Here is a 25,884-nt window from a genome sequence, read left to right as displayed (position 1 = left end):
GGGAGAGCAACTGTGTTCCAAGTCAAGCGCTAATCAGGCTAGCGCGGGCTGTGGATAAGAGGGCTGCCAAGCGGTGCCGGACTTGATGACGGCGTTGATGATGGTGAGCAGCTTGTGCATGCAGGCGGTCAGCGCCACCTTCTTAGGCTTGCCCGCTTGCACCAGTCGTTCGTAGAAGCTCCTGAGGACAGGGTCATAACGCACAGCGCTGAGCGAAGCCATGTACAGCGCCGAACGGACATTGGCCCGTCCACCCCAGGTGGAGCGCCGACCCTTGAATGTGCCGCTGTCGTTGTTCAACGGCGCCACACCCACGAGTTTGGCGATCTCGCGTCGCTTGAGTTGGCCGAGTTCGGGCAGCGCAGCCATCAGCATCGCTTGTGTGCCTGGCCCCACTCCCTTGAGCCCTTTGAGCAACTCCAGCTTGTCCTTGAAGTGCTCCTTCAGGAAGCCGCCCGCATCGTCATCGATCTTTCCGATTTGGTGGTCCAGCATCTTCAGAATGGTGCGAATGCTCTTGCGCTGCGACGCGTGCATGCTCGCCAATCGGTTGTGCTCAGCCACCCGCATGGCCACGAGCTGACTGCGCCGCGTCACCATGGCTAGCAGTGTCTCCTGCGCGTCCGTGGGCAGTTTGTAGAGCAGTCGCTCGCGCCGGTCGCTGGCATGCAGCGTGCGCGCAAACTGCGACAGCATCTTCGCGTCCGTGCGGTCCGTCTTGGCCAGGTAGCCCATCGCTTTGGCGAAGTCATGCGCCTGGCGCGGATTGATCACCATGACGGCCAAACCATGCGCGCACAGCATCGCCGCCGCCGGCTGCTCCAGCCCACCGGTGGCTTCCAGCAGAACGACTCCCACGCGCTCGCGCATCTCAGTGAGCATCGCCAACAGCGACTTCAAACCGGGCTCATCGTTGCTGAAGGTCTGCGTCTTGTCCCTGTCATTCAAGGCCACCTCAAGCGTGGCTTTGGAAACATCGATACCAACAAAAATCAGTTCAGGTGCGCCTGCCATTTCCCATCCTTGCAAATTCGAGGTCCGAGCACGCCAGTGCATGTCGGCCGTCCAGCAACTGTTCGGGCTTGCTCAACAGACGGCCAGTCGTCCACGCCAAATGCTCTCCCACGGGCTAGGTATCCCAGAGGGCAGACGGGCTGTGGACAACTGCCAAAACAAACCTGTGTGTACTCTCAAAACGAAAGATACAAGGGCAGGGGTGAGGGCCAGCAGCCGCTCGCAGCGCACCAAACTGTATACACTCCCCTCCTCAACGTCGCCGCGGCGCCCAGTTTTTCTCAGCGCGACGCTTGCCGGTTCACAGCGCCCGCAGTGGTGGTCCGGAACTTGCTCAACGTTCGTTGATGGACAGCTACCTGCTTGACTGGGCCAATCTGCTGCTGCGCTGGCTGCACGTGATCGTGGCCATCGCCTGGATCGGCGCTTCGTTCTATTTCGTCTGGCTGGACAACCACCTGCTCAAGCCGCAGGCCGAGGACCTGAAGGCCAAGGGCGTGGACGGCGAGCTCTGGGCGGTGCACGGCGGTGGCTTCTACAACCCGCAGAAGTACATGGTGGCGCCCGCCAACCTGCCGCGGGAGCTGCACTGGTTCTACTGGGAAAGCTACTGGACCTGGATGAGCGGCTTCGCGCTGTTCGCGCTGCTCTACCTGTTCAACGCCGACACCTACCTGATCGACAAGCGCGTCCATGACTGGAGCGCCGGCGCGGCGGTGGCTGCGGCGCTGGGCTTCCTGGCCGGCGGCTGGATCGTCTACGACCAGATCTGCCGGCGCTTCGGTCGCAAGGCCGACGGTTCGATCGGCAACGACGGCGTGGTGCTCGGGCTGGTCGCCGTGGCCATAGTCGCCGCGGCCTGGGGCGCGAGCCAGCTCTTCGCCGGGCGTGCGGCCTTCCTGATCACCGGCGCGATGATCGCCACGATGATGAGCGCGAACGTCTTCTTCTGGATCATTCCCGGCCAGAAGCAGGTGATCGCCGACATGCGGGCCGGTCGGCCGGTGGACCCGGTCCACGGCCAGCGCGGCAAGCAGCGCAGCGTGCACAACACCTACTTCACCCTGCCAGTGCTGATCGCGATGCTGTCCAACCACTACGGCATGCTCTACAGCCATCCGCAGAACTGGCTGGTGCTGGTGCTGCTGATGCTGGTGGGCGCGCTGGTGCGGACCTGGTTCGTGAAACGCCACAAGGGTGTCGATGCCTGGCCGCTGCTGGTGGCCGTGGTCATGCTGCTGGCGGGACTGATCGCGTGGCTCGCGCCGCAACCGGCGATGGTGCCCGTGACCGCGGCCCCCGCGCTGAGCGCCCCGGCCACGCCTGGCGCCGCCTCGACGGGGGCAACCGCGACCGCCGCCGACGGCAAGGTGCCCTTCGAGACGGTGAAGGCCATCGTCGATGCGCGCTGCCTGGCCTGCCACAACGCGGCGCTGGCGCCCAAGCGCATCCAGTTCCACGAGCCGCAGCTGATCGAGCAGCACGCGGCCGAGATCTACCAGCAGGTGGTCGTGCAGAAGAGCATGCCGCTCAACAACGCGACCGGCATCACCGACGAGGAGCGGGCGACGCTCGGACGCTGGTTCAAGGAACGCTGACGCCGTCGCACGCCCCGGGCCGGAGCCACTCGCTCAGACCAGATCGGCCATGACCTCGATCGGAATGATCGCGCCGGGATGCTGGATCACCCGCGCCGCGACGCGATTGCCGAAGACCGCCGCGCTCACCGCATCCGCGCCGGCCAGGCGCCGCGCCAGGTAGCCGCCCGCGAAGGCATCGCCCGCGGCGGTCGTGTCGACGACGCGCGCCACCTCCTCCGTCGGCGCCTCGGCCCAGTGCCCGGGCGTCTGCGCGCTGTGCACCAGCGTGGGCGATGCACCGCGTTTGATCAGCACCTCCGGCGTCGGCAGCGATTGTGCCTGCGCGATCGCAGCCTCCAAAGAGTCGAGGCCCGTCAGCGCCTGATGGTCGTCCGCGGTCACCAGCGCGATCGTGGCCAGCGAGAACGCGCGCTCGAAGGCCACGCGTGCCGCGGCGCGGTCGGGCCACAGACGCGGTCGGAAGTTGTTGTCGAACACCACCTGAGCGCCGCGTGCGCGCAGGCGCTCCATCAGCGCGAAGAGCCGCTCCCGCCCCGCGGGCGGCAGCACGGCCAGCGTGATGCCGCTGAGGTAGAGCGCGTCGAAGTCCTCGGCATGGCGCTCGAGCGGGCTGACGGCCTCATCGAAATAGGCCTTCGCCGCGGCGGTGTCGCGCCAGTAGTGGAAGCTGCGCTCGCCGGCGGGATCGACCTCGATCAGGTACAGCCCGGGCATGCGTCCGGGGATCCGCCGCACCAGCCGGGTGTCGATGCCCTGGTCGCGCCAGCGCTCCAGCAGGCCGGTGCTCAGGCCGTCGTCGCCGAGGGCGGTCGCATAGGCCACCTGAACGCCGGCCGCATCGCCGCAGCGCTTGAGGTACACGGCGGTGTTGAAGGTGTCGCCGCCATAGCCCTGGGTCATGGGACCGAAGGCCTGACCCTTGAGTTCCAGCATGCATTCGCCGATCACGGCGACGCGTCGAGTCATCGGAGACCTCCCATCCATGGCTGATCCGTTCAGCGCAGCCAGCGCTGAAGTTCCGGCATCGCGACGGGCAACTGCCCGGCGACCATCGCCGAGAACACCTGCGCGCCCTTCGCGCCCAGGTGGGTGCGATCGAACACCGGATTGGCCGCGCCGGCGCGTTCGGGCGAGGAGGCACCCTGTGCGGGCGCATCGATCGGCTTGGGCGCCATCGCGAGCGTGTCGGCCTCCGCTTCTCCCATCGCCTGCACCGCGGCGTGGCTGATCGCGTTCAGGTCGATCACCGGCACGCGGTGCTCGGTGGCGACGCGGATCGTCGCCTCGGCCCAGGGACGCAGCGCGTTGTCGAGCCGTCCCTGTGCGTCGAAGCTGCGTCGCGTCAGCGGCGTCAGCATCACCAGGCGAGCGCCGGTTGGCGCGACGTCGTCGATGTAGCGGGCGAGATTGGCGGGGAACTCGGTCTGGAGGTCGGTCGAGCGGCCCGGCTTGCCGGGCTGGTCGTTATGGCCGAACTGCATGAGCACCACATCGGTTTGCCCGGCCGGCCGGGCGCGCAGCAGCGCCATCACCTGGTCCCACAGACCTTCGGCACGGAAGCTCTTCGTGCTGCGCCCGCCCTTGGCGAGGTTGAGGCAACTCACCCCGGGCTGGAAGCGCGCGCACAACGCGTCGCCGTAGCCGCTCTTCGTGGCCATCGTCGAATCGCCGACGAGGATCACGCGGAGCGACGTCGGCGGCGTCTCCTGCGCTTGAACCGCGCCGGCCAGGAGCGCCAGCGCGAGCAACCATGACTGCTTCATGCGCGCATTAGAACTTATAGCTCGCGCCCAGCAGGAACTCACGGCCGGTGACGTGATAGACCACCGGGCTGTTGCGGGCCCGGGAGATGAACTGGTCGTTCGCCTCGTTGGTCAGGTTGACGCCCTCCAGCGTGACCGTGAGCCGGTCGTTGATCTTGTAGGAGATCGACGCGTCCACGTTGAGCGTGGCGTTCTTCCCTTCGACGTCGTTGTTGTTCTGCCCCGGCACCCGCGTCAGGAAGGACGAGCGCTTGGAGGCCGAAACCCGGGCGCTGAAGGTGTCGTCGTCGTAGTACAGCGTGGCGTTCCACGACTTCGGCGACATGTTGAGCAGGTCGTCGGTGATGGTGGCGTTGCTGGTCGGCGAAACCAGGTAGGTGATCTTCGACTTGACGTAGGTGTAGTTGAGGACCGTGCCGAAATTGCGCCCCCACGACGGCAGGAAGGTGAACGGCTGCTGGTAGTTCAGCTCGATGCCGCGCAGCTTGCCCCCCGGGGTGTTGATCGGCGTGGTGAGCTGGAAGACCTCCTCGCCGGTGAAGTTGGAGGGCAGCAGCGACAGCGGCAGGCCGGTCTGGTTGTACGGCGCGTTGGTGCGCAGGCTCTGGATGTAGGTGTCGATGTTCTTCTGGAACACGCCCACGCCGATGAAGGCATTGCGGCCGAAGTACCACTCCAGGCTGCCGTCGAAGGTCTTGGCGCGGAAGGGCTTCAGATACGGGTTGCCGGTGGTGATCGACAAGGTGCCCGTGGTGCTGATGGTGCCGCCCGGGTTGAGGTTGCCCAGCTGCGGACGCGCCATGACCTTGGCCGCGGCGAAGCGCGCGATGAGGTCCTTGGTGAGGTTGGCCGAGACGTTCAGCGCCGGCAGCCAGTCCTTGTACTTCTGGCCGATGACGACCTCGGTGCCGCCGCCGGTGGCCAGGTAGCCAGTGGCCTCCTGCTCGGTGACGACGTAGCGCACGCCGACGTTGCCCTGCATCCGCAGGCCCAGCACGCGGCCCTCGAAGTCCGCCTGCACGAAGCCGCCCCGGTCGCGCTCGACCACCGCGCGGTTGTTGCCGCGCGCATTGCCGTTCGTGATGGAGGACAGGGTGAAGTCGCCCGGTCCGCCCGCAGGCCCGCTCTTGAGGCAGTTGCAGTAGATGTCGTAGGCGGCGGCGATGGCGTTGAGGTCGGGAATGACCCAGGACGTGGGCGTGCCCGCCGGCAGGCTCAGGCCGCGACCGAAGTTGGTCAGCATCGTCGTCAGCACGCCCGATCCGGCCGCCGGCGAGAAGATGGTGTCGTTCTGGTTGATGCGGCGGAATTCGTAGGTGTCGAAGCTGTACTTCTTGTAGTCGTAGCCCGCCTTGAGGGTCAGCGTGTCGGGCAGCACCTCCCACGCCAGGTCCAGGTGGGCGATGTCGTTGCGGTTGTTGGCGCCCTGCGGCCGGATGCGGACCTCGCTGGTGGTCGTGTTGGCGACCGTGGTGGGCTGCGTGCCGGTGGTGACCTGCGGCACGCCGACGATCTGCAGCGCGCCGTTCGGCACCGTCGGGTCGAAGGGGTACTTGATGACCGGCAGGCGGTCGTCGTTGCGGAAGTCCAGCGTGTAGCCGTTGACGTTGAGCGCATCCAGCGTGACCGTGGTCTGCACCGGGTTGCGGAACTTGGAGTCCGCTCGGCCCACCTTGGCGTTGAGCTTGAGGTGGTCGGTGAGCTCCTGCTCCAGCGTCAGGCTGGGCTGGCGGAAGGTGGTGGTGAGCTCGTCGTAGCGCGACTCGGCGCGGATGTCGACGCCGTTGAAGACGCCGTACTGGAGCGCGCCGTTGGGCGCGTACTGCGCCTCGACGACGCTGGTCTGCGGCTTGCCGCCCTGGCTCGCGGTGCGGCTGAAGGAGATCGCCTCGAGGAAGTCCTCGCGCCGCGTCGCATCCAGCTTCGAATACAGCATGTCGAAGGTGAGCAGCGTGCGATCGGTCGGCTTGAACTGCACCGAGCCGGTCAGGCCCAGCCGGTCCTGGTCGTGGGTGAGCCGGCCGTAGCGCGGCAGGCGCGGGTGGAAGTTGTCGGCGCTGCTGGCCAGGCTGTAGGCCGAGCTCGCGCCGGCGGACGCCGGCAGGCGCGGCACGCCCTGCGCGGCCGGGCCGCAGTTGGCCGCGGTGGTGGCGGGATTCGCGGGCGTCGTGCCCTGCGGCGAGCACCAGCCGCCCGAGGACGGGCCGTTGTCCCAGCGCACCGTGGAGAAACCTTCCTCGAACAGGCGGCGCTTCGAGTACGCGCCGGACACCAGCACGCCCAGCCGCTTGTCGAGGAAGACGTCGCTGATCAGGAAGGCGGCGCGAGGGTCGGTCTCGCGCGCCAGGTCGTTGTAGCGCGCCTTCACCGAGGCGGTGATCACGCGCTTGTTGAAGTCGAAGGGCCGCGCCGCCTGCAGGTCCACCGTCGCGCCGAGCGAGCCTTCGTCCACTTCCGCCGAGCTGCTCTTGCGCACGGTGATGGTGTTGAAGAGCTCGGAGGCGAAGACGTTGAAGTCGAAGCCGCGCGAGCGGTTGGCGCCGCCGGAGCTGTCGGTGCCGCCGGTGGTGGCGAGCGCCTCGATGCCGTTGATGCGCACCCGGGTGAAGTCGGCGCCCAGGCCGCGCACCGTGATGTTGCGGCCCTCGCCGGCGTCGCGGTCGATCACGACGCCGGGAACGCGCTGCAGCGATTCGGCCAGGTTGGTGTCGGGGAACTTGGCGATGTCCTCGGCCTTGATGACGTCGACGATGCCGCGGTCCTGGCGCTTGGCGTTCAGCGCGCTTTCCAGCGACGCCCGGATGCCGGTGACGACCACCGTCTCGAGCGCCTTGTCGCTGGCGGCGGCGGAGGCCGCCGGCGCGGCCGCTGCCGGGGCGGCCTGGTCCTGGCTCCAGGCGGGCAGCGTGAGCGTCGCCGTGCCCAGCAGGCAGGCGGCGAGGCGGGTCAGGCGGGGCGTGGGCGACGCGGCGCGATGCGCGCGGCGCTGACGATCGGACGAGGTCGTCCCGAGGCGAGTCCCATGACGGTGGGGCATGACGTTGTCTCCAAGGTGCTTCTGCGGCCGCGGGCTCGGGATCGTGGCCCTCGCTCTCGCGGCATCGGTCGGTCGCGGGCGCACGCAGGGCGCCGGCAGGTCGGGAGCGGCCGTCGCTGCAGTGCGATCGCCGCCTCGGTACTGCGGATGTCTGCGATCCGCGCCGCGCGCGGACCCTGGGGTCAGGTCGGGGTCAGAGGTAGTCCTCGCGCCGTGGCGAGAACTGGTCCAGCAGCGTGCTGCCGGGCTCCAGCGCGACGACGCCATGCATCGTCAGCCGCGGCGCGACGAAGGCGTCGCCCGGCTTGAGCGTGCGTTTCACGCCGCCGACCTCGCAGGCGAAGGAGCCGCTCAGGACGAACGCGATCTGGTCATGCGCGTCGTGCGCGTGCGGCGTCCCGATGGCGCCTTCGTCGAACTGCACCAGCACCGACATCAGCTCCGGCGTGTGGCCGACGATCTTGCGGCGGATGCCGTCGCCGAGCTCGGTCCAGGGCGCGTCGTCGTTCAGGAAATACGGATTCATCGGGGCGGTCTCCTCGCGATCCCGGCAAGCGCCGGTGCGGCTGGCGCCGGGAGGGTCCCGGCCGTCGTTGCGAGCAACTATAGCGAGGTCGCGAAAAATTGAAACAGCGGTTCACTACATAGAAACCATAGTTCCGGGAAAGTCCGCAGACCCGTACGCTTCGCTCCCATCAGTCGCCGGAAGCACCCCGATGCCGGGTGTTTCCTTCCGCCGCCGCACGATGCCGCGTGGCACGGACACCCCCACCGCACCGAGGTAGACATGGACATCCGCCAACCCATCCACAGCGAGCATGCCCGCACGCTGGACACCGAAGGCCTGCGCCGCCAGTTCCTGGTCGAGGACCTGTTCCAGCCCGACCGCGCGACGCTGACCTACAGCCAGATCGACCGGATCATCGTCGGCGGCATCATGCCGGTGACCCAGCCGGTGACCTTCTCGGCGGACCTGGGCAAGCACACCGGCACCGACTACTTCCTGCAGCGCCGCGAACTGGGGCTGATCAACATCGGCGGCGCGGCCCGCGTCTTCGTCGACGACACGCAGTACGAAGTCGGCCCGCGCGAGGCGCTCTACATCGGCCAGGGCGCGAAGATCGTCGAGTTCAAGAGCGTCGACGGCGCCAACCCGGCGAAGCTCTACTTCAACTGCGCGCCGGCCCACACGTCCTATCCGACGCGCAAGGTCACGCTGGCCGAGGCCTCGCCCGAGACGCTGGGCGCGCCCGAGACGAGCAACCGCCGCACCATCTACAAGTTCCTCGTGCCCGACGTGCTGCCCACCTGCCAGCTGCTGATGGGCATGACGCAGATGGAGCCGGGCAGCCTGTGGAACACCATGCCCTGCCACCAGCACGACCGCCGCATGGAGGTCTATTTCTACTTCGACATGAAGGCCGACGCGGTGGTCTTCCACATGCTGGGCGAGCCGACGCAGACCCGCCACCTGGTCGTGCGCAACGAGCAGGCGGTGATCAGCCCGAGCTGGTCCATCCATTCCGGCGTCGGCACCCAGGCCTACACCTTCATCTGGGGCATGGTCGGCGAGAACCAGGTCTTCAAGGACATGGACCACGTGCCGATGACGACGCTGCGCTGAAGCGCCGCGGCTCGCGACCCCACCCGACCAAGGGAATGAACGAGATGATCCTGGACAACTTCCAACTCGATGGCCGCGTGGCCATCGTCTCCGGCTGCAACACCGGGCTGGGGCAGGGCATGGCGGTGGCGCTGGCGCAGGCTGGCGCACACATCGTCGGCGTCAACGTGTCCGACCCGGTCGAGACCCGGACCGAGGTCGAGCGCCTGGGCCGGCGCTTTCTGGACCTGCGCGCCAACCTCGGCGACATCAGCTGCATCGAGGGCCTGGTGGCCGAGGCCAAGTCGCTGACCGGCCGCGTCGACATCCTGGTCAACAACGCCGGCATCATCCGGCGCGAGGATGCGATCCGCTTCAGCGAGAAGGACTGGGACGACGTCGTCGACCTCAACCTCAAGACGGTGTTCTTCTTCTCGCAGGCCGTGGCCAGGCAATACCTCGCGCAGGGCGGCGGCGGCAAGATCATCAACGTGGCGTCGATGCTGTCCTTCCAGGGCGGCGTGCGCGTGCCCTCGTACACCGCCAGCAAGAGCGGCGTGATGGGCATCACCCGGCTGATGGCCAATGAATGGGCGGCGCACGGCATCAACGTCAACGCGATCGCGCCCGGCTACATGGCCACCAACAACACCGCCGCGCTGCGCCAGGACGAGAGCCGCAACGCCGCGATCCTGGACCGCATTCCCGCGGGCCGCTGGGGCGTGCCGGACGACCTGGCCGGACCGGTGGTGTTCCTCGCCTCCAAGGCCTCCGACTACGTGAACGGGTATACCGTCGCGGTCGACGGCGGGTGGCTCGCCCGCTGACGCCATGTTCGGCGCGACGGGGTCCGCAGAGGCCCCGCGCGCCCGCCGACGGAGACACGGCACATGTATGAGAACAAGCGACTGGGCTTCCTGTTCGTCCTGCCTTTCGTGCTGGGCGTGCTGCTGTTCAAGCTCTTCCCCTTCGTGATGAGCTTCGCGCTCAGCTTCACGCAGTACGACCTGATCGATCCGCCCCAGTTCGTGGGGCTGCGCAACTACGAGGAACTCGCCACCGCGGACCCGCTGTTCCGAAAGTCGCTGGGCGTGACGCTGCTCTTCGCGCTGCTCGCCGTGCCGCTGCGCGTGGGCTTCGCGCTGTTCATCGCGCACGTGCTCAATTTCAAGCTGCGCGGCATCAACTTCTTCCGGGCGGCGTTCTACATCCCGTCCATCCTCGGCGGCTCGATCGCGGTGGCGGTGCTGTGGCGCTTCGTCTTCGCGCGCAACGGGCTGGTGAACCTGGTGCTGGTGAAGCTCGGCCTCGAGCCGATCCCGTGGCTCGCCGACGAGCATTACTCGATGTGGACCATCGTGCTGCTGTTCACGTGGCAGTTCGGCTCGGCGATGGTGATCTTCCTGGCGGCGCTGCAGAACGTGTCGATCTCGCTGTACGAGGCGGCCGAGTGCGACGGCGCCAGCAAGGCCCAGCAGTTCTGGAAGATCACCGTGCCGCTGATCACGCCGGTGATCTTCTTCAACGTGATCATGCAGATGGTCCACGCGTTCCAGGAATTCAACGGCCCCTACATGATCACCGAGGGTGGCCCGCTGCACTCGACCTACGTGCTGGCGCTCTACATCTACGACCAGAGCTTCCGCTTCTTCAACCTGGGCTACGGCGCGGCGCTGTCGTGGGTGCTGTTCGCGCTCGTCGGCGGACTGGCGGCGCTGTCCTTCTGGAGCTCGAAGTACTGGGTCTTCTATTCGGGCGAGAAGGAGTCCAAGCGATGAGCCGCCTTCCCACCCCCCAGCGCCGCAGTACGCCCCTCCAACCCCCTCTCCCGCTTGCGGGAGAGGGCGGGGGTGAGGGCCGCGGCCGTGGCCACTCGCCCACCCTGACCCTGGGCCGCGATCGCGGCAACCGCCCGCTGCGCTACCTGGCGCTGGCCGCGGTCGCCATCGTGATGCTCTACCCGCTGCTGTGGCTGGTCGGCGCCTCCTTCAAGAGCAACGCCGAGATCTTCAGCTCCGCCGGCTTCTGGCCCGACCGCTTCGACTTCGGCGCCTACGCCAAGGGCTGGAAGACCAGCACCGAGTACACCTTCGCGACCTACTTCCTGAACAGCTTCCTGATCACGATCCCGCGCATCGTCGTGACGGTGATCTCCTGCGTGCTGGTGGCCTACGCCTTCGCGCGCTTCGAGTTCTGGGGCCGCAAGCTGCTGTTCAGCATCATGATCGCCACGATGATGCTGCCCCTGATCGTGCTGCGCCTCCCGCAGTACCTGGTCTTCCGCGAGATCGGCTGGCTGGACTCCTACCTGCCGCTGATCGTGCCCTCGGCCTTCGCCACGGACACCTTCTTCGTCTTCATGCTGGTGCAGTTCCTGCGCGGCATCCCGCGCGACATGGAGGAGGCCGCCCAGATCGACGGCTGCAATGCGCTGCAGCTGCTGTGGCACATCATCGTGCCGCTGCTCAAGCCCGCCATCATCTCGGTGATCGTCTTCCAGTTCATCTGGACGATGAACGACTTCATGGGCCCGCTGATCTACCTGGCCTCGGTGGAGAAGTACCCGGTCTCGCTGGCGCTGAAGATGAGCATCGGCGCGACCGAGGAGGTCGAGTGGGCCAACGTGATCGCGATCTCGGTGGTGGCGCTGATCCCGTCGATCGCCGTGTTCTTCGCGGCGCAGAAGCATTTCATCGAGGGCGCGACGTCCTCGGGCGTCAAAGGCTGACAAGGGCTGACAAGGACATCGGCATGGCAAGACTGAGCCTCAACAAGGTCGAGAAGGTGTACCCCAACGGATTCAAGGCCGTGCACGGCGTGGACCTGGAGGTGCGCGACGGCGAGTTCATGGTCTTCGTCGGCCCCTCGGGCTGCGCGAAGTCGACGCTGCTGCGGATGATCGCGGGGCTGGAGAGCATCACCGGCGGCGAGCTGCGCATCGGCGAGCGCGCCGTCAACGCGCTGCCGCCCAAGCAGCGCGGCATCGCGATGGTGTTCCAGAACTACGCGCTGTATCCCCACATGAAGGTCTACGACAACCTGGCCTTCGGCCTGAAGCTGGCGGGCACGCCCAAGGCCGAGCTCGACCAGCGCGTGCGCCATGCCGCGAAGCTGCTGGAGATGGAGCACCTGCTGGACCGTTATCCGAAGCAGCTCTCCGGCGGCCAGGCGCAGCGCGTCGCGGTGGGCCGGGCGATCGTGAAGAAGCCGGACGTCTTCCTCTTCGACGAGCCGCTGTCCAACCTCGACGCCAAGCTGCGCGCCGCGATGCGGGTGCGGCTGACCGAGCTGCACCGCACGCTGCGCGACAGCCAGCAGCCCGCCACCACGATCTACGTCACCCACGACCAGGTCGAGGCGATGACGATGGGCGAGCGCATCTGCGTCCTCAAGGAGGGCGTGATCCAGCAGGTCGACACGCCGACGGCGCTCTACGACCGGCCGGCCAACGCCTTCGTCGCCGGCTTCATCGGCTCGCCGGAGATGAACCTGCTCGAGGCGCGCCTGCAAGCCACCGACACCGGGCTGGCCGTCGAGGTGGGCGGAGCGCGGCTGCCGCTGCCCGCGGACAAGGCAGCGGGCATCGCGGCGCTGCCGCGCCTGGCGGATGCGGCGGTGACCTTCGGCCTGCGGCCGGAGCACATCGGCCTGGCGCCGCGCGTGCAGGGCGACAGCGTCGGCGTCACGGCGCGGCTGCGCTTCACCGAGCACATGGGCTCGGAGGTCTACCTGCATGCGGAGCTGGGCGCGCTGCCGATCACGGCGCGCATCCCGGCCGAGCAGGCGATCGCGCTGCAGGGCCTGGCGCGCGGCGACGCGCTGACGCTGCACCTGCAGCTGTCGGCCTGCCACCTCTTCGACGCGGGCAGTGGCGTGAACCTGATGTCCGCCGCGCTGGGGACGCGCGCATGAGCCTGCCGAGACGACAGGTGCTGGGCTTGGCGGCGGGCGGCGCCGCGGTCGCCGCCGCGCTGACGGCGCCGGCGGTGCTGCGCGCGCAGGACAAGGCCACCGTGCTGCGCTTCGCCTGGTGGGGCGGCGCGGGCCGGCATGAAGCGACGCTCAAGGCGCTGGCGCTTTTCGAGCGCCGCCACGGCGTGCGGGTGAAGGCCGAATACATGGGCTTCAACGGCTACCTGGAGCGCCTGACGACGCAGATCGCCGGTGGCTCCGAGCCCGAAGTCATGCAGATCAACTGGGCCTGGCTGGCGATGTTCAGCAAGCGCGGCAACGGCTTCGCCGACCTGCACCGGCATGCGGCGCTGCTGGACCTGGCCCAGTTCGACCGGGAAGACCTCGCGTATGGCGAGGTCGCGGGCAAGCTCAACGCACTGCCGGTGTCCTTCAGCGCGCGGGTGATGCTGTGGAACCAGGCGGCCTTCGATCGCGCGGGCCTGGCGCTGCCGCGCAGCTGGGACGAGCTCTTCGCCGCCGGACCGGCCTTCCGCCGCCTCCTGGGCCAGGACGCCTACCCGCTGGACGGCGAGCTGTACGACATGATGCTGCTCTCCCAGGCCTGGGTGCAGCAGCGCCACGGCACGCCCTATGTCGATCCCGCGTCGCCGCGCGTGGCGATGAACGAGGCGGCCGCGCTGGACTGGGTCCGCATCTACAAGCGGCTCGTCACCGAGCACGTCGCCACGCCGCTGCCGCTGCGCGCGAGCCTGGGCGGCGCCGAGAAGCCGACCGAGCAGCAACCCGACTGGGTGGTCGGCCGCTGGGCGGGGAACTACACCTGGGACTCGGTGATCGGGTTGCGCGCGTCGACGCTGGACAAGCAGCAGAAGCTGGTGCTCGGCGACTTCCCGACGCTGCCCGGCGCGCTGGACAGCGGCATGTTCGGCCGGCCCACGGTGATGTACGCGGTGAGCCGCCATGCGGAGAAGAACGGCCGGGCCGAACTGGCCGCGCGGCTCGTCAACTTCCTGCTGACCGACCCCGAGGCCGCGACGCTGCTGGGCCGCACGCGCGGCCTGCCGTCGGCGCGCGGCCCCTTCGAGCAGCTGAAGGCGGCCGGCACCCTGCCGCCGCTGGAGGTCGCGGCGCATGAGCAGATCAAGGTCCAGCGCGAGTCGGGCCGGCTCAAGCGCCCGGCGCCGCTGTTCGAGCATGCGCGGCTGCACAAGTTCATGCGCGAGGTCTTCGAGACCGTCGCCTATGGCAAGACCACCGAGGTCGATGCCGCGCGCCGCCTGGTCGCCGAAGGCCAGGCCCTCCTGCAACGGATCAAGTGAACCCGTCTCCCCGAGGATCAAAGCGACCATGAAAGCCACCGAACGCCAGCTGCGCTTCGTCACCCGCGAGGACCCCGATACCGGCGCGCGCGTCACCCGGCTCACGCCCACCGACGTGACCTGTCACCGCAACTACTTCTATCAGAAGTGCTTCACCAACGATGGCCAGCGGCTGATCTTCGGCGCCGAGTTCGGGCCCGGCTCGAGCTGGAACTACCACCTGCTGGACCTCGGCTCGCAGGTCGCGACGCAGCTCACCGACCAGGCGGGCGAGAACACCTTCGGCGGCTTCCTGAGCCCCGACGACCAGCACCTGTACTTCGTCCGCGCGGAGCGGCGCCTGATCCGCCTGTCGCTGCGCGACCTGAGCGAGGAGGTCGTCTACACCGTGCCCGAGGGCTGGGTGGGTTACGGCACCTGGGTCTCGAACAGCGCCTGCACGAAGATGGTCGGCATCGAGATCGCCGCGAGCGACTGGTTCCCGCTCAGCGACTGGCAGAAGTTCCACCAGATGTTCCATGCGAAGCCGCGCTGCCGCCTGATCCGCATCGACCTGGCCACCGGCGCGCGCGAGGTGATCCTCGAGCAGCAGGGCTGGCTGGGCCATCCGCAGTACCGGCCAGGGGACGACCACACGGTCGCGTACTGCCATGAAGGGCCGCATGATCTGGTGGATGCGCGCATGTGGTTCGTCGACGAGGACGGCCGCAACGTCCGGTGCGGGCGGCGTCAAGACAAGGGCGAAAGCTGCACGCATGAGTTCTGGGTGCCGGACGGTTCCGCGATGATCTACGTCTCCTACCTGAAGGGGCAGCGCGATCGATGGATCTGCGCGCTCGATCCCATGACGCTTCAATCCCGGCGCCTCACGAAGATGCCACCCTGCTCGCACCTGATGAGCAACCACGACGGCACGCTGCTGATCGGCGATGGCTGCGACTCGCCGGCCGATGTCGCCGACACCGGTAGCCACCAGATCGCGACCGATCCCTTCCTGCACCTGTTCGACCTGAAGGCCGGCACCGAGCGGCGCGTGGCGCGGCATGACAGCTCGTGGCGCGTCTACAAGGGCAATCGGCAGGTCACGCATCCGCATCCGTCGTTCACGCCCGACGAGCGGCAGGTGCTGTTCAGCGCCGATGCCGAGGGCGAGCCGGCGCTGTACCTGGCGGACCTGTGATGCGGGGCTGGCGCGGCGCGGTGATGGCGGGGCTGTGCGTGGCGGCGCTGCAGGCCGCGTGGGCGCAGGACCGGCCGCAACTCGGCGACGACGCGGCCGCCCAGGCCACGGCCGCGCGCTACCTCGGCGATTGGCGGCCGCAGACGCTCGATCCCTCGCGCTGGACGCCGACCTTCGTCGTCGCCGCCGACGGGAGCGGCACGCACCGCACGCTGCAGGCCGCGATCGATGCCTTGCCGGCCAAGGGGCAGGGCGGATCGGCGGCCCCGGCGCGCGCCTACGTGCTCGTCAAGCCGGGCACTTATCGCGAGCCGCTCTGCATCCAGGACAAGGCGCCGTTCACGCTGTACGGCCGTGGCGATGCCGCCGAGGTCGTGATCGTCGAAGGCCGCTACAACGCGCTGCCGAAGGCGCGCGGCGCCGTCGCGCACCGCTGCATGCCGCTGCTCGATGCGGAGACCTTCGGGACACCGGGCAGCGCCAGCGTGATGCTGTTCAGCGACGACGTGCAGCTCGCGCGGCTGACCATCGCCAACGATGCGATGGACCACGTGGCCGACGGAAAGGGCTACCCGCCCGGCGTCGGCGAGAGCGGCGGCGCGCAGGCCGTCGCGCTGATGACGCGCGGCGACCGGATCCAGCTCGAGCAGGTGCGGCTGCTCGGACACCAGGACACCTTCTATGCCGAGCGCGCCAGTGAGGACCTCGCGAGCGAGTCGCGCGTGTTCGTGCATGCCGGCGAGATTCGCGGCGACGTCGATTTCATCTTCGGCGGCGCGACGCTGGTGATCGACGACAGCGTCATCGTGAGCCGCGCCGGGCGGCGCTCGCCGGGGCAGGGCGGCGTCGTGCTCGCGCCCAGCACGCCCGATGGCGTGCCGCGCGGCTTCCTGGTCCAAGGTTCGCGCTGGGTGGCGGAGCCCGGCGTGGCGCCGGGCAGCGTGCGCCTGGGCCGGGCCTGGGACCGCGGCGTGAAGGCCGGCGAATGGCGCCGGTCGCCGTCGACGCCCAACGGCCAGGCGGTGATCCGGGACAGCCAGCTCGGTCCTCATCTGACGGCCTGGGCGGCCTCGACCTCGCGCCGCCCTTTCGCCGCGACCGGCGAAGCGGCCAACCGCATGACCGAGTACCGCAATGTCGCGTCGACCGCCGCGTCGCCAGCCGCGTCCCGCGACGCGGTGCCCGCCGCGGCCTTCGACGCGATCGCGCCCGGCGATGGCTGGGCCTCGATGAACGGCGGCACGGCAGGCGGCGCGAAGGCGAAGGTCGAGGCCATCCGCGTCGTGCGCACGCGGGCCGAGCTCGATGCCGCGCTGGCGCTCGGCGACACGCCCAAGCTGATCGCGCTGGCGGCGCGCATCGACCTGGCGGCGGACGCGTCCGGCCGCCCGCTGGGCATCGAGGATTTCCGCGATCCGGCTTTCGATCTCGACGCCTTCGCGCGCCAGTACGACCCGGCGACCTGGGGCCGTCGCCCGCCCGAAGGGCCGCTCGAGGAGGCGCGCAAGCGGTCCGCGCGGCGCCAGGCGGCGCAGGTCGTCGTCAAGGTGCCGTCCAACACGACGATCGTCGGCCTCACACCCGATGCGGGCTTCGACAACGGCTCGCTGATGCTGGAGAAGGTCTCGCAGGTGATCCTGCGCAACCTGCGTTTCTCCGATGCCTACGACTTCTTCCCCGCCTGGGACCCGAACGACAACGGGCATGGCGAATGGAACTCCGAGTACGACACCGTCTCGCTGCGCGAGGCGACGCAGGTGTGGATCGACCACTGCGTCTTCGACGACGGCGCCCGGCCCGATCCGCGCGAGCCGGTGGTGCTCGGCCAGCGGATGCAGCGCCATGACGGCTTGCTGGACATCACGCGGCGCTCCGACTTCGTGACCGTGTCCTGGAACGTCTTCCGCCGCCACGACAAGACCATGCTGATCGGCGGCGGCGACGGCCATCGCGACGACCGCGGGCACCTGCGCGTCACGCTGCATCACAACCTGTGGGAGCAGGTGAAGGAGCGCGCGCCGCGGGTGCGCTACGGCCAGGTGCATGTCGCCAACAACCTCTACCTGGCGGCGCCGGCGGGGGACTATCCCTACGCCTACTCGATCGGCGTGGGCCTCGAATCGCAGGTGCTGAGCGAGGCCAACGCCTGGGAGGCGGCGGCCGGCATCGCGCCGGGGCGGGTGGCGCGGCTGCTCAAGGGCGACCGGATCGAGGACCGCGGCTCGCGCTTCAACGGCGAGCCGGTCGACCTGGTGGGCATGCTCCGTGCCGCGAATCCGGACCGGTCGGTCGCCGGCGAGGCCGGCTGGACGCCACCGTACCGCCTGTCCATCGAGGCCGCGACCGAGGTGCCGGCCCGGGTTCGCGCGGGCGCGGGCACCGGCCGGCTGTGGTGAAATCTTCCCTTTCCAGGAACACGTTGCGCATGGATGACGATCTGAACGATGGCAAGCAGCAGCCCGAGTCGGTGGCCGCGGTGCTCAAGGTCTTTGCCATCCTGCAGGCCCTGTCGGAACGCAGCGACACCGGCATCTCGGAGCTCTCGGTGCGGCTGGCCATGCCCAAGGCGACGGTCTACCGCTTCCTGCAGACGATGAAGACCCTGGGCTACGTGCACCAGGAGTCCGACAGCGAGCGCTACGGCCTGGCGATGAAGGTCTTCGAGATCGGCGCCAAGGCGCTGCAGTATCCGGACCTGGTCGACCTGTCCAAGCACCACATGCAGATGCTGGCCGACGCCACCGGCGAGACGGTCCACCTGGGCACGCTGATCGACAGCGAGATCATCTACGTCCACAAGGTCGACTCCCGGCACATGCTGGGCATGTACTCGCGCATCGGTCGCCGCGCGCCGCTGCACTGCACCGCGATCGGCAAGGTGCTGATGGCCTGGGAGCATCCGGAGCGCCGCGCGCGCGTGCTGGCCGGCGCGGAGTTCCAGCGCTTCCGCGACAAGACGATCACCGAGCCGGCCGCCTTCCAGGCCGAGCTGGAGCGGGTGAAGGCGCAGGGCTTCGGCGAGGACCGCGAGGAATTCGACGACCACATCCGCTGCCTGGGCGTGCCGATCTTCGACCGGCTGGGCCAGCCCATCGCCGGCATGAGCGTGAGCTTCCCCACCTTCCGCTACGACGAGGCCAAGGCGCCCGAGGTGGTGGCGATGCTGCAGGCGGCCAGCCGCGACATCTCGGCGCGGCTGGGCTGCGCGAAGTTCCCGCTCGACACCTGAGCCCGGGCGGCTCAGGCACGGGACAATCGCGGCCTTCTTCGTTCCCGTCCCAATCCCTTTTCGCGCTGCATCGGCGCGACACCGCGATAACGCGGTTGTCGCGTGGACCGATGTTGTCGTACAACTGAGCCCCTGATGACTGTGCCGCTGACCCGTACCCGCCCGAAATCGCTGGCCCTCGGACTTGTCCGGGCGCTGGAGGACCGCATCCGCGCGGGCGCGCTGGCCAGCGGCGACAAGCTGCCGACCGAGGCGGCGATCATGGCCGAGTTCGAGGTCAGCCGGACGGTGGTCCGGGAAGCGATCTCCAAGCTGCAGGCGGCCGGGCTGGTCGAGACGCGGCATGGCATCGGGACCTTCGTGCTGGGGCTGGGGGAGGGCGGGCCCTTCCGCATCGGGGCCGAGCAGATGGCGACGCTGCACGATGTCGTCGCGGTGCTGGAGTTGCGCATCGGTGTCGAGACCGAAGCCGCGGCGCTGGCGGCCCAGCGGCGCGGAGACGCGCACCTGGACGCGATGCGCGCGGCGGTGGGCGCTTTCGCGGAGGCGGCGCTGGCGGGCCGCGACGCGGTGGCGGCGGACTTCCAGTTCCACCTGGAGATCGCCCGCGCGACGGGCAATCCGCATTTCGAGCAGCTGATGGCGACGCTGGGCGCGCCGAGCATCCCGCGCGCGCGCCTGGCCAGCCTGCAGGCCGCCGGCGACGAGGACCCGATCGCGCAGCGCGACTATCTGCTGCGCGTGAACGCGGAGCATGAAAGCATCCTCGACGCGATCGCCGCGCGCGACGCCGAGGCCGCGCGCGCGGCGATGCGCACCCACCTGGCCAACAGCCGTGAACGCCGCCGCCGCGCGGCGCTGGCGTTGCAGGAACAGCGCTGAACGCAGCGGCCGCGGCGGGCTTCAGTCGGCGACGGCTGGCGCTTCGTCGCTGGGCCGGGTTTCCTCCACCGTGAACTTCCAGCCCTTGCGGCCGGAAGTGGCGACGATCTTCTGATGCACGAGGCGTTCGACGGTCATGATCCGGTCGAACGCGGACTTCAAGGTCTCGTCTCCCGCCGCGTGCTTCAGATAGAGCAATCGCTGCAGGGTGTCGTTGGACTTCGGCACGCGACCTCGACGTTCCCAGAGGCTGATGTTCTGCTCGCTGACGCCTTGCAGCGTGGCCATGGCTGCCTGGGACAGGTGCATCTTCGACCGCAGGTACCGGAACTCCTTGCCGGTGAGGCGGCCGGGTTTTCGGACCAGGTGCGCGGCGATCTCATCGAGCAGTTGTTCGAGGGCGGCGAACGACACGGCGGGACCGAATGGTGTCTCCTTGATGGTGAATCCGTTCTTCAGCCAGACGTTGTCCAGTCCGCATTCGGTGAAGTGATACAGCGTCATGTTCTCTCCTAAGCAATCACCGTCACGACGATGAGTTCCGGGTCCTTGTCGTCGAGACCCACGCACACCTGGACATCGCGCTCGGCCCCGTACCACCGCAGGCGACACATCAGGCGCGCCGAGGGAAGGTCCACCTCCGGCGGCAGATCGATACGCCCCCTGCGCAGGCATTCCAGCGCGTCTTCCAGGCTGATGCGGCGCTGGCGCATGCGTTGCTTCGCATGACGGGTCCACAGGATCCGTGCGGGCTGCTCCACGATGCGGCGGATATGTCGCTCCAGCTGCGGCATCGAAAACTTCTTGAATGTCACTTCAGTCGCGCCTCCGTGTCTCGGATGCCCATAATTTTTATGGGATTGATCCTAGAGGCGTCCTGGCTGGGGCGGGACCACCGGTGTGGCGCAAACCCCATAGTTTTTATGGGTGGGCGACTTCCCGCAATCGGTAGTTCTGCGTGTTTTCCCCGATCTCCAAGTGCAGCGCGGTGCCTTGTCACCGTCGGAACTCAACTTGTATGATGACTGACAACAAGGCCGCCACCGCCGCTTCGGACTGAGTACCGGGGCGCATCAAGAGCGGCTTCCACGGTTCCTTCCCGGAGACAAACCATGACCGTCCTGACCCGCCGCCTGGCCGTCAAGGCCGGCGCCGCCCTCGGCGCCGCCGTCCTGTCCCTGTGCACCGCCACCCTGGCCCATGCCAACGGCTTCCCCGACCACCCCGTCACCCTCGTCGTGCCTTTCCCGGCCGGCGGCTCGACCGACATGCTCGCCCGCGCCCTGGGCGCCGAGCTGCAGAAGAAGTGGGGCCAGACCGTCATCGTCGACAACCGCCCCGGCGCCACCGGCACGCTCGGCACCTCGCAGGTCAAGCGCGCGCCGGCCGACGGCTACACGCTGCTGGTGTCCTCGCTCGGTCCGTTCGTGATCGCGCCCCACCTGCTCAAGGCGGTCCAGTACGACGCGCTCAAGGACATCGACCTGCTCACCGTCGCCATGCAGGCGCCCAACGTGCTGGTCGTGCCGGCGGCCTCGCCGCTCAAGAGCGTCAAGGACGTCATCGACGCGCTGAAGAAGGACCCGGGCAAGATGACCTTCGCGTCCTCGGGCAACGGCTCCTCCGACCACCTCACCGCCGAGCTCTTCTGGCTGCAGACCGGCACCAACGGCCTGCACGTGCCCTACAAGGGCGGCTCGCCGGCCATCACCGACCTGCTCGGCGCGCAGGTCGACGCCTCCTTCCAGAATGTCAACGCCGTGCTGCCGCACATCGTCGGCGGCAAGCTGCGCGCGCTGGCCGTCACCGGCGACAAGCGCTCGGCCGTGCTGCCCAACGTGCCGACGCTGGCCGAGTCCGGCATCAAGGGCGCCGACGTCTACTCCTGGCAGGGCGTGGCCGCCCCGCGCGGCCTGCCGCCGGCGGTGCGCGCGCAGCTGCAGAAGGACCTGGTCGCGGCGCTGCACGAGCCCGCGGTGAAGCAGAAGTTCACCGACATCGGCATCGAGATCGTCGCCAACACGCCGGACCAGGCGCAGAGCTTCCAGAAGGCCGAATTCGCCCGCTGGAAGCAGGTCATCGAGACCCGCAAGATCACCGCCGATTGATCCCCGTTCCCGCGATCCCGATCAGGAGCCCCCTGTGAGCGCAAGCAGTCCCCTCGTCACGTCCGCCCGCGCGATCCCCGTCGCGGGCCACGACGGCATGCTCATGAACCTGAGCGGCGCGCACGCGCCGTTCTTCACCCGCAACCTGCTGGTCCTCGAGGACAACGCCGGCCACGTCGGCATCGCCGAGATCCCCGGCGGCGAGCCGATTCGCAAGACGCTGGAACAGGCCGGGGAGCTGCTCGTCGGCCAGCCGGTGGCGAAGTGGAACGCGCTGCTGGCGCAGGTCCGCGAGCGGTTCCAGGGCCTGGACAGCGGCGGCCGCGGCCTGCAGACCTTCGACCTGCGGACCACCATCCACGTGCTGACCGCCGTCGAATGCGCGCTGCTGGACCTGCTGGGCCAGCACCTGGGCGTGCCGGTGTGCGAGCTGCTGGGCGAGGGCCGGCAGCGCGACAGCGTCGCCATGCTGGGCTACCTGTTCTTCGTCGGCGACCGCGCCAGGACCGGCATGGCCTACAAGACGCCCGACGACGAGCCGGTCAGCTACGCCCCCGGCGACGCCTGGCTGCGGGTGCGCCACCAGGTCGCGATGACGCCCGAGGCCATCGTCGAGCAGGCCGTCGCCGCGCAGGCGCGCTACGGCTTCAAGGACTTCAAGCTCAAGGGCGGCGTGCTGCGCGGCGAGGAAGAGGTCGAGGCGATCCGCGCGCTGAAGGCGCGCTTCCCCGAGGCGCGCGTCACGCTCGACCCGAACGGCGGCTGGCTGCTCAAGGACGCGGTGCGCCTGCTGCGCGACCTGGGCGGCGTGCTTGCCTATGCCGAGGACCCCTGCGGCGCCGAGGACGGCTTCTCCGGCCGCGAGGTGATGGCCGAGTTCCGCCGCGCCACCGGACTGCCCACCGCGACCAACATGGTCGCCACCGACTGGCGCCAGTTCACGCACGCGCTGAGCCTGCAGTCGGTGGACATCCCGCTGGCCGACCCGCACTTCTGGACGATGTCCGGCGCGGTCCGCGTGGCGCAGACCTGCCGCGACTTCGGCCTCACCTGGGGCTCGCATTCCAACAACCACTTCGACGTCTCGCTGGCGATGTTCACGCATGCCGCCGCCGCCGCGCCGGGACGCCTCACCGCCATCGACACCCACTGGATCTGGCAGGACGGCCAGCACCTCACGCAGCGGCCGCTGAAGATCGTCGACGGCGAGGTCGCGGTGCCGACCGCGCCGGGCCTGGGCGTGCAGCTCGACATGCAGGCCGTCGAGGCCGCCCACCAGCTCTACCTGAAGCACGGGCTGGGCGCGCGCGACGACGCGGTCGCGATGCAGCACCTGATTCCCGGCTGGAAGTTCGATCCGAAGAAACCTTGCATGGTCCGCTGAGGACCACCCCCGGAGCCTCACCGTTCCCCCGCGGGGCGCGGCTGCGGCTTCCCACATGGAGAGAGACATGCACGATCAGAAGACCGCCAAGAACACGAACACCAGGAAGACCACGACGACCGGGCAGGCCCGCGTCGCGCGCCGCGCGGTCCTCGCCGCGGCCGCCGCCGGCGCGATCGCCGGCCTCGCGCCCAGCGCCTTCGCGCAGGCCAACTGGCCCGCCAAGCCGCTGCGGATCATCGTCCCGTACACGCCGGGCGGCTCGTCGGACATCATCGCGCGCATCCTGTCGCCGCTGCTGTCCGAGCAGCTCAAGCAGACCGTCATCGTCGAGAACAAGCCCGGCGCCAGCGGCAACATGGGCGCGGACCAGACCGCCAAGGCGAACGACGGCTACACCGTCATGCTGTGCGACGTCAGCGCCCTGGCCATCAGCCCCTCGCTCTACACCAAGCTGCCCTTCGATCCGTCCAAGGACCTGCGCGGCGTGGCGATGCTGGCCTACTCGCCGCACATGCTGGTGGTGCATCCCTCGGTGCCGGCCGGCAACCTGAAGGAACTGGTCGAGCTGTCGAAGAAGTCCAAGATCGACTTCGCCGTCACCGCCATGGGCAGCGCGCCGCACCTGGCCGGCTACCAGGTCGCCAGCCTGACCGGCGCGAAGTGGGAATACATCCCGTACAAGGGCGGCTCGCAGGCCGTCACCGACACGATCGCCGGCCAGACGCAGGTGCTGATGAACGGCATGCTGGCGACGCTGCCCTTCGTGCAGCAGAACAAGCTCAAGGTCATCGGCGTGAGCAAGGCCACCCGCGTGCCGCTGCTGCCCAACGTGCCCACGCTGGCGGAGCAGGGCGCCACCGGCTTCGAGTCCGGCACCTGGCAGGGCATCCTGGCCCCGGCCGGCATGCCCAAGGCCCATGTCGACAAGCTGTCCGCCGCGCTGATCAGCATCATCCGCTCGCCCGACGTGCGCGCGCGGCTGGCCGCCCAGGGCGCCGAGGTCAACACGATGAACGCGGCCGAGATGGACACCTTCTTCAACGCCGAGCGCAAGAAGTGGGCGGGCGTCGTGGCCAAGAGCGGGCTCAAGCTCGATTGATGACGCACCGAGGAGTCCAGTCATGCCGACGCCGACCACGCCCTATTCGAGCTTCCCCAACACGCTGCGCCAGCGCCTGCGCGCCGGCGAGCGCCTGATCGGCTGCTGGTGCTCGCTGGCCAACCCGATCAGCACCGAGGTGCTGGGCGTGGCCGGCTTCGACTGGCTGCTGCTCGATGGCGAGCATTCGCCCAACGAGGTCAGCAGCTTCGTGCCGCAGCTGATGGCGCTCAAGGACAGCGTCAGCGCGCCGGTCGTGCGGCCGAGCAGCAACAACGCCGTCGAGATCAAGCGGCTGCTCGACGCGGGCTTCTCCAACCTGCTGATCCCCTTCGTCGAGACCGCCGAGCAGGCCGCCGCCGCGGTCGCCGCCACGCGCTACCCGCCGCAGGGTATCCGCGGCGTGTCGGTCTCGCAGCGCAACAACCGTTACGGCACCGTGCCCGGCTACTTCCAGGGCATCAACGAGCAGATCGCCTTGATCGTGCAGATCGAAAGCCCGGCCGGCGTGGCCGCCGCCGCGCAGATCGCCGCGGTCGAGGGCGTCGACGCCGTCTTCATCGGCCCCTCGGACCTCGCGGCCGGCTACGGGCACCTGGGCCATCCGCAGCATCCGGAGGTGCAGGCCGCGATGGCGAGCATCCATGCCGCCTGCCGCGCCGCCGGCAAGCCGGTGGGCATCCTCGCGCCGGTCGAGGCCGACGCGCGCCGCTACCTCGAGCAGGGCGCGACCTTCGTGGCCGTCGGCAGCGACCTGGGCCTGTTCCGCGCCGCGACGCAGGCCCTGCGAGACAAGTTCAAGGACTGAAAGAGAGAGACCCTCATGAGCATCAAGATCGGCTTCATCGGCCTGGGCATCATGGGCGCGCCCATGGCGGTGCGCCTCGCGCAGGGCGGGCACGCGCTGTTCGTCCACACCCGCAGCCAGGTCTGCGAGGAAGTGACCGCCGCCGGCGCCACCGTCTGCGCCAGCGCCACCGAGGTCGCGCAGCGCGCCGACGTCATCTTCACGATGGTGCCGGACACGCCGGACGTCGAGCGCGTGCTGTTCGGCGAGGGCGGCGTGGCCGCGGGCCTGAGCGCCGGCAAGACCGTCGTGGACATGAGCTCCATCTCGCCCATGGCGACCAAGGACTTCGCGCGGCGCATCGAGGCGCTGGGCGCCGAATGGCTGGACGCGCCGGTCTCCGGCGGCGAGGTCGGCGCCAAGGCCGGCACGCTGTCCATCATGGTCGGCGGCGAGGAGGCCACCTTCGCCCGCATCAAGCCGCTGTTCGAGCTGATGGGCAAGAACATCACGCGGGTGGGCGGCGCGGGCGCCGGCCAGACGACCAAGGTCGCCAACCAGATCATCGTGGCGCTGAACATCGCCGCCGTCGGCGAGGCGCTGGTCTTCGCCTCCAAGGCCGGCGCCGATCCGGCCAAGGTGCGCGAGGCGCTGATGGGCGGCTTCGCCTCCAGCCGCATCCTGGAAGTCCATGGCGAGCGCATGATCAAGCGCACCTTCAACCCGGGCTTCCGCATCGCGCTGCACCAGAAGGACCTGAACCTGGCGCTGCAGAGCGCCAAGGCGATGAACCTGGCGCTGCCCAACACCGCCGGCACCGCGCAGCTGATGCAGGCTGCCGCGGCGCAGGGCTGGGACCAGCTGGACCACTCGGCGCTGGTGCGGGCGCTCGAGGTCATGGGCAACCACGAGGTCGGTAGCACTACGGACGCCGGCTGAGCGGCCGCTGCCCACAATCGG

General features: G+C 68.9%; 23 protein-coding genes. 16 read left to right on the top strand and 7 right to left on the bottom strand.

The genetic code is table 11. The features are described 5' to 3' along the window. Positions 1-33: 33 nt before the first annotated feature. Positions 34-1,014: an IS110 family transposase gene (locus ACTJKJ_RS26410; protein WP_440819474.1), complete on the bottom strand. Its 981-nt coding sequence runs from the start codon at positions 1,012-1,014 to the stop codon at positions 34-36. Between the two features lie 347 nt (positions 1,015-1,361). On the opposite strand from ACTJKJ_RS26410, the gene ACTJKJ_RS26405 reads away from it, so the two are divergent. Further along, positions 1,362-2,612, top strand: coding sequence for a urate hydroxylase PuuD (locus ACTJKJ_RS26405; RefSeq protein WP_297384653.1), 1,251 nt, complete (start codon positions 1,362-1,364; stop codon positions 2,610-2,612). 33 nt (positions 2,613-2,645) lie between these two features. Here ACTJKJ_RS26405 and ACTJKJ_RS26400 read toward each other — a convergent pair whose 3' ends face one another. From ACTJKJ_RS26400 to ACTJKJ_RS26385, 4 genes are all read right to left on the bottom strand, one after another. After that, positions 2,646-3,581 (bottom strand): sugar kinase, encoded by a 936-nt coding sequence (locus tag ACTJKJ_RS26400; RefSeq protein ID WP_440823068.1) that lies wholly within the window; start codon positions 3,579-3,581, stop codon positions 2,646-2,648. A 29-nt stretch (positions 3,582-3,610) separates the two neighbouring features. Then, complete coding sequence (locus ACTJKJ_RS26395) at positions 3,611-4,378, bottom strand: rhamnogalacturonan acetylesterase (protein WP_440823066.1); 768 nt, start codon at positions 4,376-4,378, stop codon at positions 3,611-3,613. Between the two features lie 7 nt (positions 4,379-4,385). Further along, complete coding sequence (locus tag ACTJKJ_RS26390; RefSeq protein WP_440823064.1) at positions 4,386-7,415, bottom strand: TonB-dependent receptor; 3,030 nt, start codon at positions 7,413-7,415, stop codon at positions 4,386-4,388. Between the two features lie 193 nt (positions 7,416-7,608). After that, on the bottom strand, positions 7,609-7,941 hold the full coding sequence (locus tag ACTJKJ_RS26385; RefSeq protein WP_297384659.1) for a cupin domain-containing protein: 333 nt from the start codon (positions 7,939-7,941) through the stop codon (positions 7,609-7,611). Between the two features lie 261 nt (positions 7,942-8,202). Here ACTJKJ_RS26385 and kduI point away from each other — a divergent pair, with 261 nt between their 5' ends. The 10 genes from kduI to ACTJKJ_RS26335 all read left to right on the top strand — a co-directional run bounded on the left by kduI (position 8,203) and on the right by ACTJKJ_RS26335 (position 19,543). Beyond that, positions 8,203-9,039 carry a 5-dehydro-4-deoxy-D-glucuronate isomerase gene (kduI, locus tag ACTJKJ_RS26380; RefSeq protein ID WP_440823061.1) on the top strand — a complete coding sequence of 279 codons (837 nt, stop codon included), beginning with the start codon at positions 8,203-8,205 and terminating at the stop codon, positions 9,037-9,039. A 35-nt stretch (positions 9,040-9,074) separates the two neighbouring features. Further along, positions 9,075-9,845, top strand: a complete 771-nt coding sequence (gene kduD / locus ACTJKJ_RS26375) for a 2-dehydro-3-deoxy-D-gluconate 5-dehydrogenase KduD (protein WP_254783191.1) — start codon at positions 9,075-9,077, stop codon at positions 9,843-9,845. Between the two features lie 63 nt (positions 9,846-9,908). After that, positions 9,909-10,796 carry a carbohydrate ABC transporter permease gene (locus ACTJKJ_RS26370; protein ID WP_091721903.1) on the top strand — a complete coding sequence of 296 codons (888 nt, stop codon included), beginning with the start codon at positions 9,909-9,911 and terminating at the stop codon, positions 10,794-10,796. Next, positions 10,793-11,746, top strand: a complete 954-nt coding sequence (locus ACTJKJ_RS26365; RefSeq protein ID WP_440823059.1) for a carbohydrate ABC transporter permease — start codon at positions 10,793-10,795, stop codon at positions 11,744-11,746. The genes ACTJKJ_RS26370 and ACTJKJ_RS26365 overlap by 4 nt, the downstream gene beginning before the upstream one ends. A 23-nt stretch (positions 11,747-11,769) precedes the next feature. Continuing rightward, on the top strand, positions 11,770-12,930 hold the full coding sequence (locus tag ACTJKJ_RS26360; RefSeq protein ID WP_440823057.1) for an ABC transporter ATP-binding protein: 1,161 nt from the start codon (positions 11,770-11,772) through the stop codon (positions 12,928-12,930). Then, positions 12,927-14,252 carry an ABC transporter substrate-binding protein gene (locus tag ACTJKJ_RS26355; RefSeq protein WP_440823055.1) on the top strand — a complete coding sequence of 442 codons (1,326 nt, stop codon included), beginning with the start codon at positions 12,927-12,929 and terminating at the stop codon, positions 14,250-14,252. Before ACTJKJ_RS26360 ends, ACTJKJ_RS26355 begins: the two co-directional genes overlap by 4 nt. A gap of 28 nt (positions 14,253-14,280) precedes the next feature. Continuing rightward, positions 14,281-15,432, top strand: a complete 1,152-nt coding sequence (locus tag ACTJKJ_RS26350; protein WP_440823053.1) for an oligogalacturonate lyase family protein — start codon at positions 14,281-14,283, stop codon at positions 15,430-15,432. After that, positions 15,432-17,828, top strand: a complete 2,397-nt coding sequence (locus ACTJKJ_RS26345; protein ID WP_440823051.1) for a pectinesterase family protein — start codon at positions 15,432-15,434, stop codon at positions 17,826-17,828. The genes ACTJKJ_RS26350 and ACTJKJ_RS26345 overlap by 1 nt, the downstream gene beginning before the upstream one ends. Before the next feature lie 29 nt (positions 17,829-17,857). Next, positions 17,858-18,661, top strand: a complete 804-nt coding sequence (kdgR, locus tag ACTJKJ_RS26340; protein WP_091721923.1) for a DNA-binding transcriptional regulator KdgR — start codon at positions 17,858-17,860, stop codon at positions 18,659-18,661. A 135-nt stretch (positions 18,662-18,796) separates the two neighbouring features. Beyond that, the gene (locus tag ACTJKJ_RS26335) at positions 18,797-19,543 is read left to right on the top strand and encodes a FadR/GntR family transcriptional regulator (protein ID WP_091721926.1); all 747 of its coding nucleotides are present in this window, start codon (positions 18,797-18,799) and stop codon (positions 19,541-19,543) included. Positions 19,544-19,564: 21 nt separating this feature from the next. Here ACTJKJ_RS26335 and ACTJKJ_RS26330 read toward each other — a convergent pair whose 3' ends face one another. Then, positions 19,565-20,047, bottom strand: a complete 483-nt coding sequence (locus ACTJKJ_RS26330) for a hypothetical protein (RefSeq protein ID WP_297384681.1) — start codon at positions 20,045-20,047, stop codon at positions 19,565-19,567. A gap of 8 nt (positions 20,048-20,055) precedes the next feature. Beyond that, positions 20,056-20,337 carry a DUF4258 domain-containing protein gene (locus tag ACTJKJ_RS26325; protein ID WP_297384683.1) on the bottom strand — a complete coding sequence of 94 codons (282 nt, stop codon included), beginning with the start codon at positions 20,335-20,337 and terminating at the stop codon, positions 20,056-20,058. Positions 20,338-20,655: 318 nt separating this feature from the next. On the opposite strand from ACTJKJ_RS26325, the gene ACTJKJ_RS26320 reads away from it, so the two are divergent. From ACTJKJ_RS26320 to glxR, 5 genes are all read left to right on the top strand, one after another. Beyond that, entirely contained in the window at positions 20,656-21,651 is a 996-nt protein-coding gene (locus ACTJKJ_RS26320) for a Bug family tripartite tricarboxylate transporter substrate binding protein (protein ID WP_091721929.1), read from the top strand. Between the two features lie 97 nt (positions 21,652-21,748). Further along, positions 21,749-23,035 (top strand): enolase C-terminal domain-like protein, encoded by a 1,287-nt coding sequence (locus ACTJKJ_RS26315; RefSeq protein ID WP_440823072.1) that lies wholly within the window; start codon positions 21,749-21,751, stop codon positions 23,033-23,035. Between the two features lie 67 nt (positions 23,036-23,102). Further along, positions 23,103-24,137 (top strand): Bug family tripartite tricarboxylate transporter substrate binding protein, encoded by a 1,035-nt coding sequence (locus ACTJKJ_RS26310; RefSeq protein WP_440823048.1) that lies wholly within the window; start codon positions 23,103-23,105, stop codon positions 24,135-24,137. Positions 24,138-24,159: 22 nt separating this feature from the next. Continuing rightward, positions 24,160-24,945, top strand: coding sequence for a 2-dehydro-3-deoxyglucarate aldolase (gene garL / locus ACTJKJ_RS26305; protein ID WP_440823046.1), 786 nt, complete (start codon positions 24,160-24,162; stop codon positions 24,943-24,945). 15 nt (positions 24,946-24,960) lie between these two features. Then, entirely contained in the window at positions 24,961-25,863 is a 903-nt protein-coding gene (gene glxR / locus ACTJKJ_RS26300) for a 2-hydroxy-3-oxopropionate reductase (RefSeq protein WP_440823044.1), read from the top strand. Positions 25,864-25,884: the final 21 nt, after the last annotated feature.

This window comes from Roseateles sp. 22389 (genome assembly GCF_052044995.1).
Classification (GTDB): Bacteria; Pseudomonadota; Gammaproteobacteria; order Burkholderiales; family Burkholderiaceae_C; genus Roseateles.
Note: the sequence above shows the minus strand (reverse complement) of the source record. Positions and strands in the feature narration are given on the sequence as shown.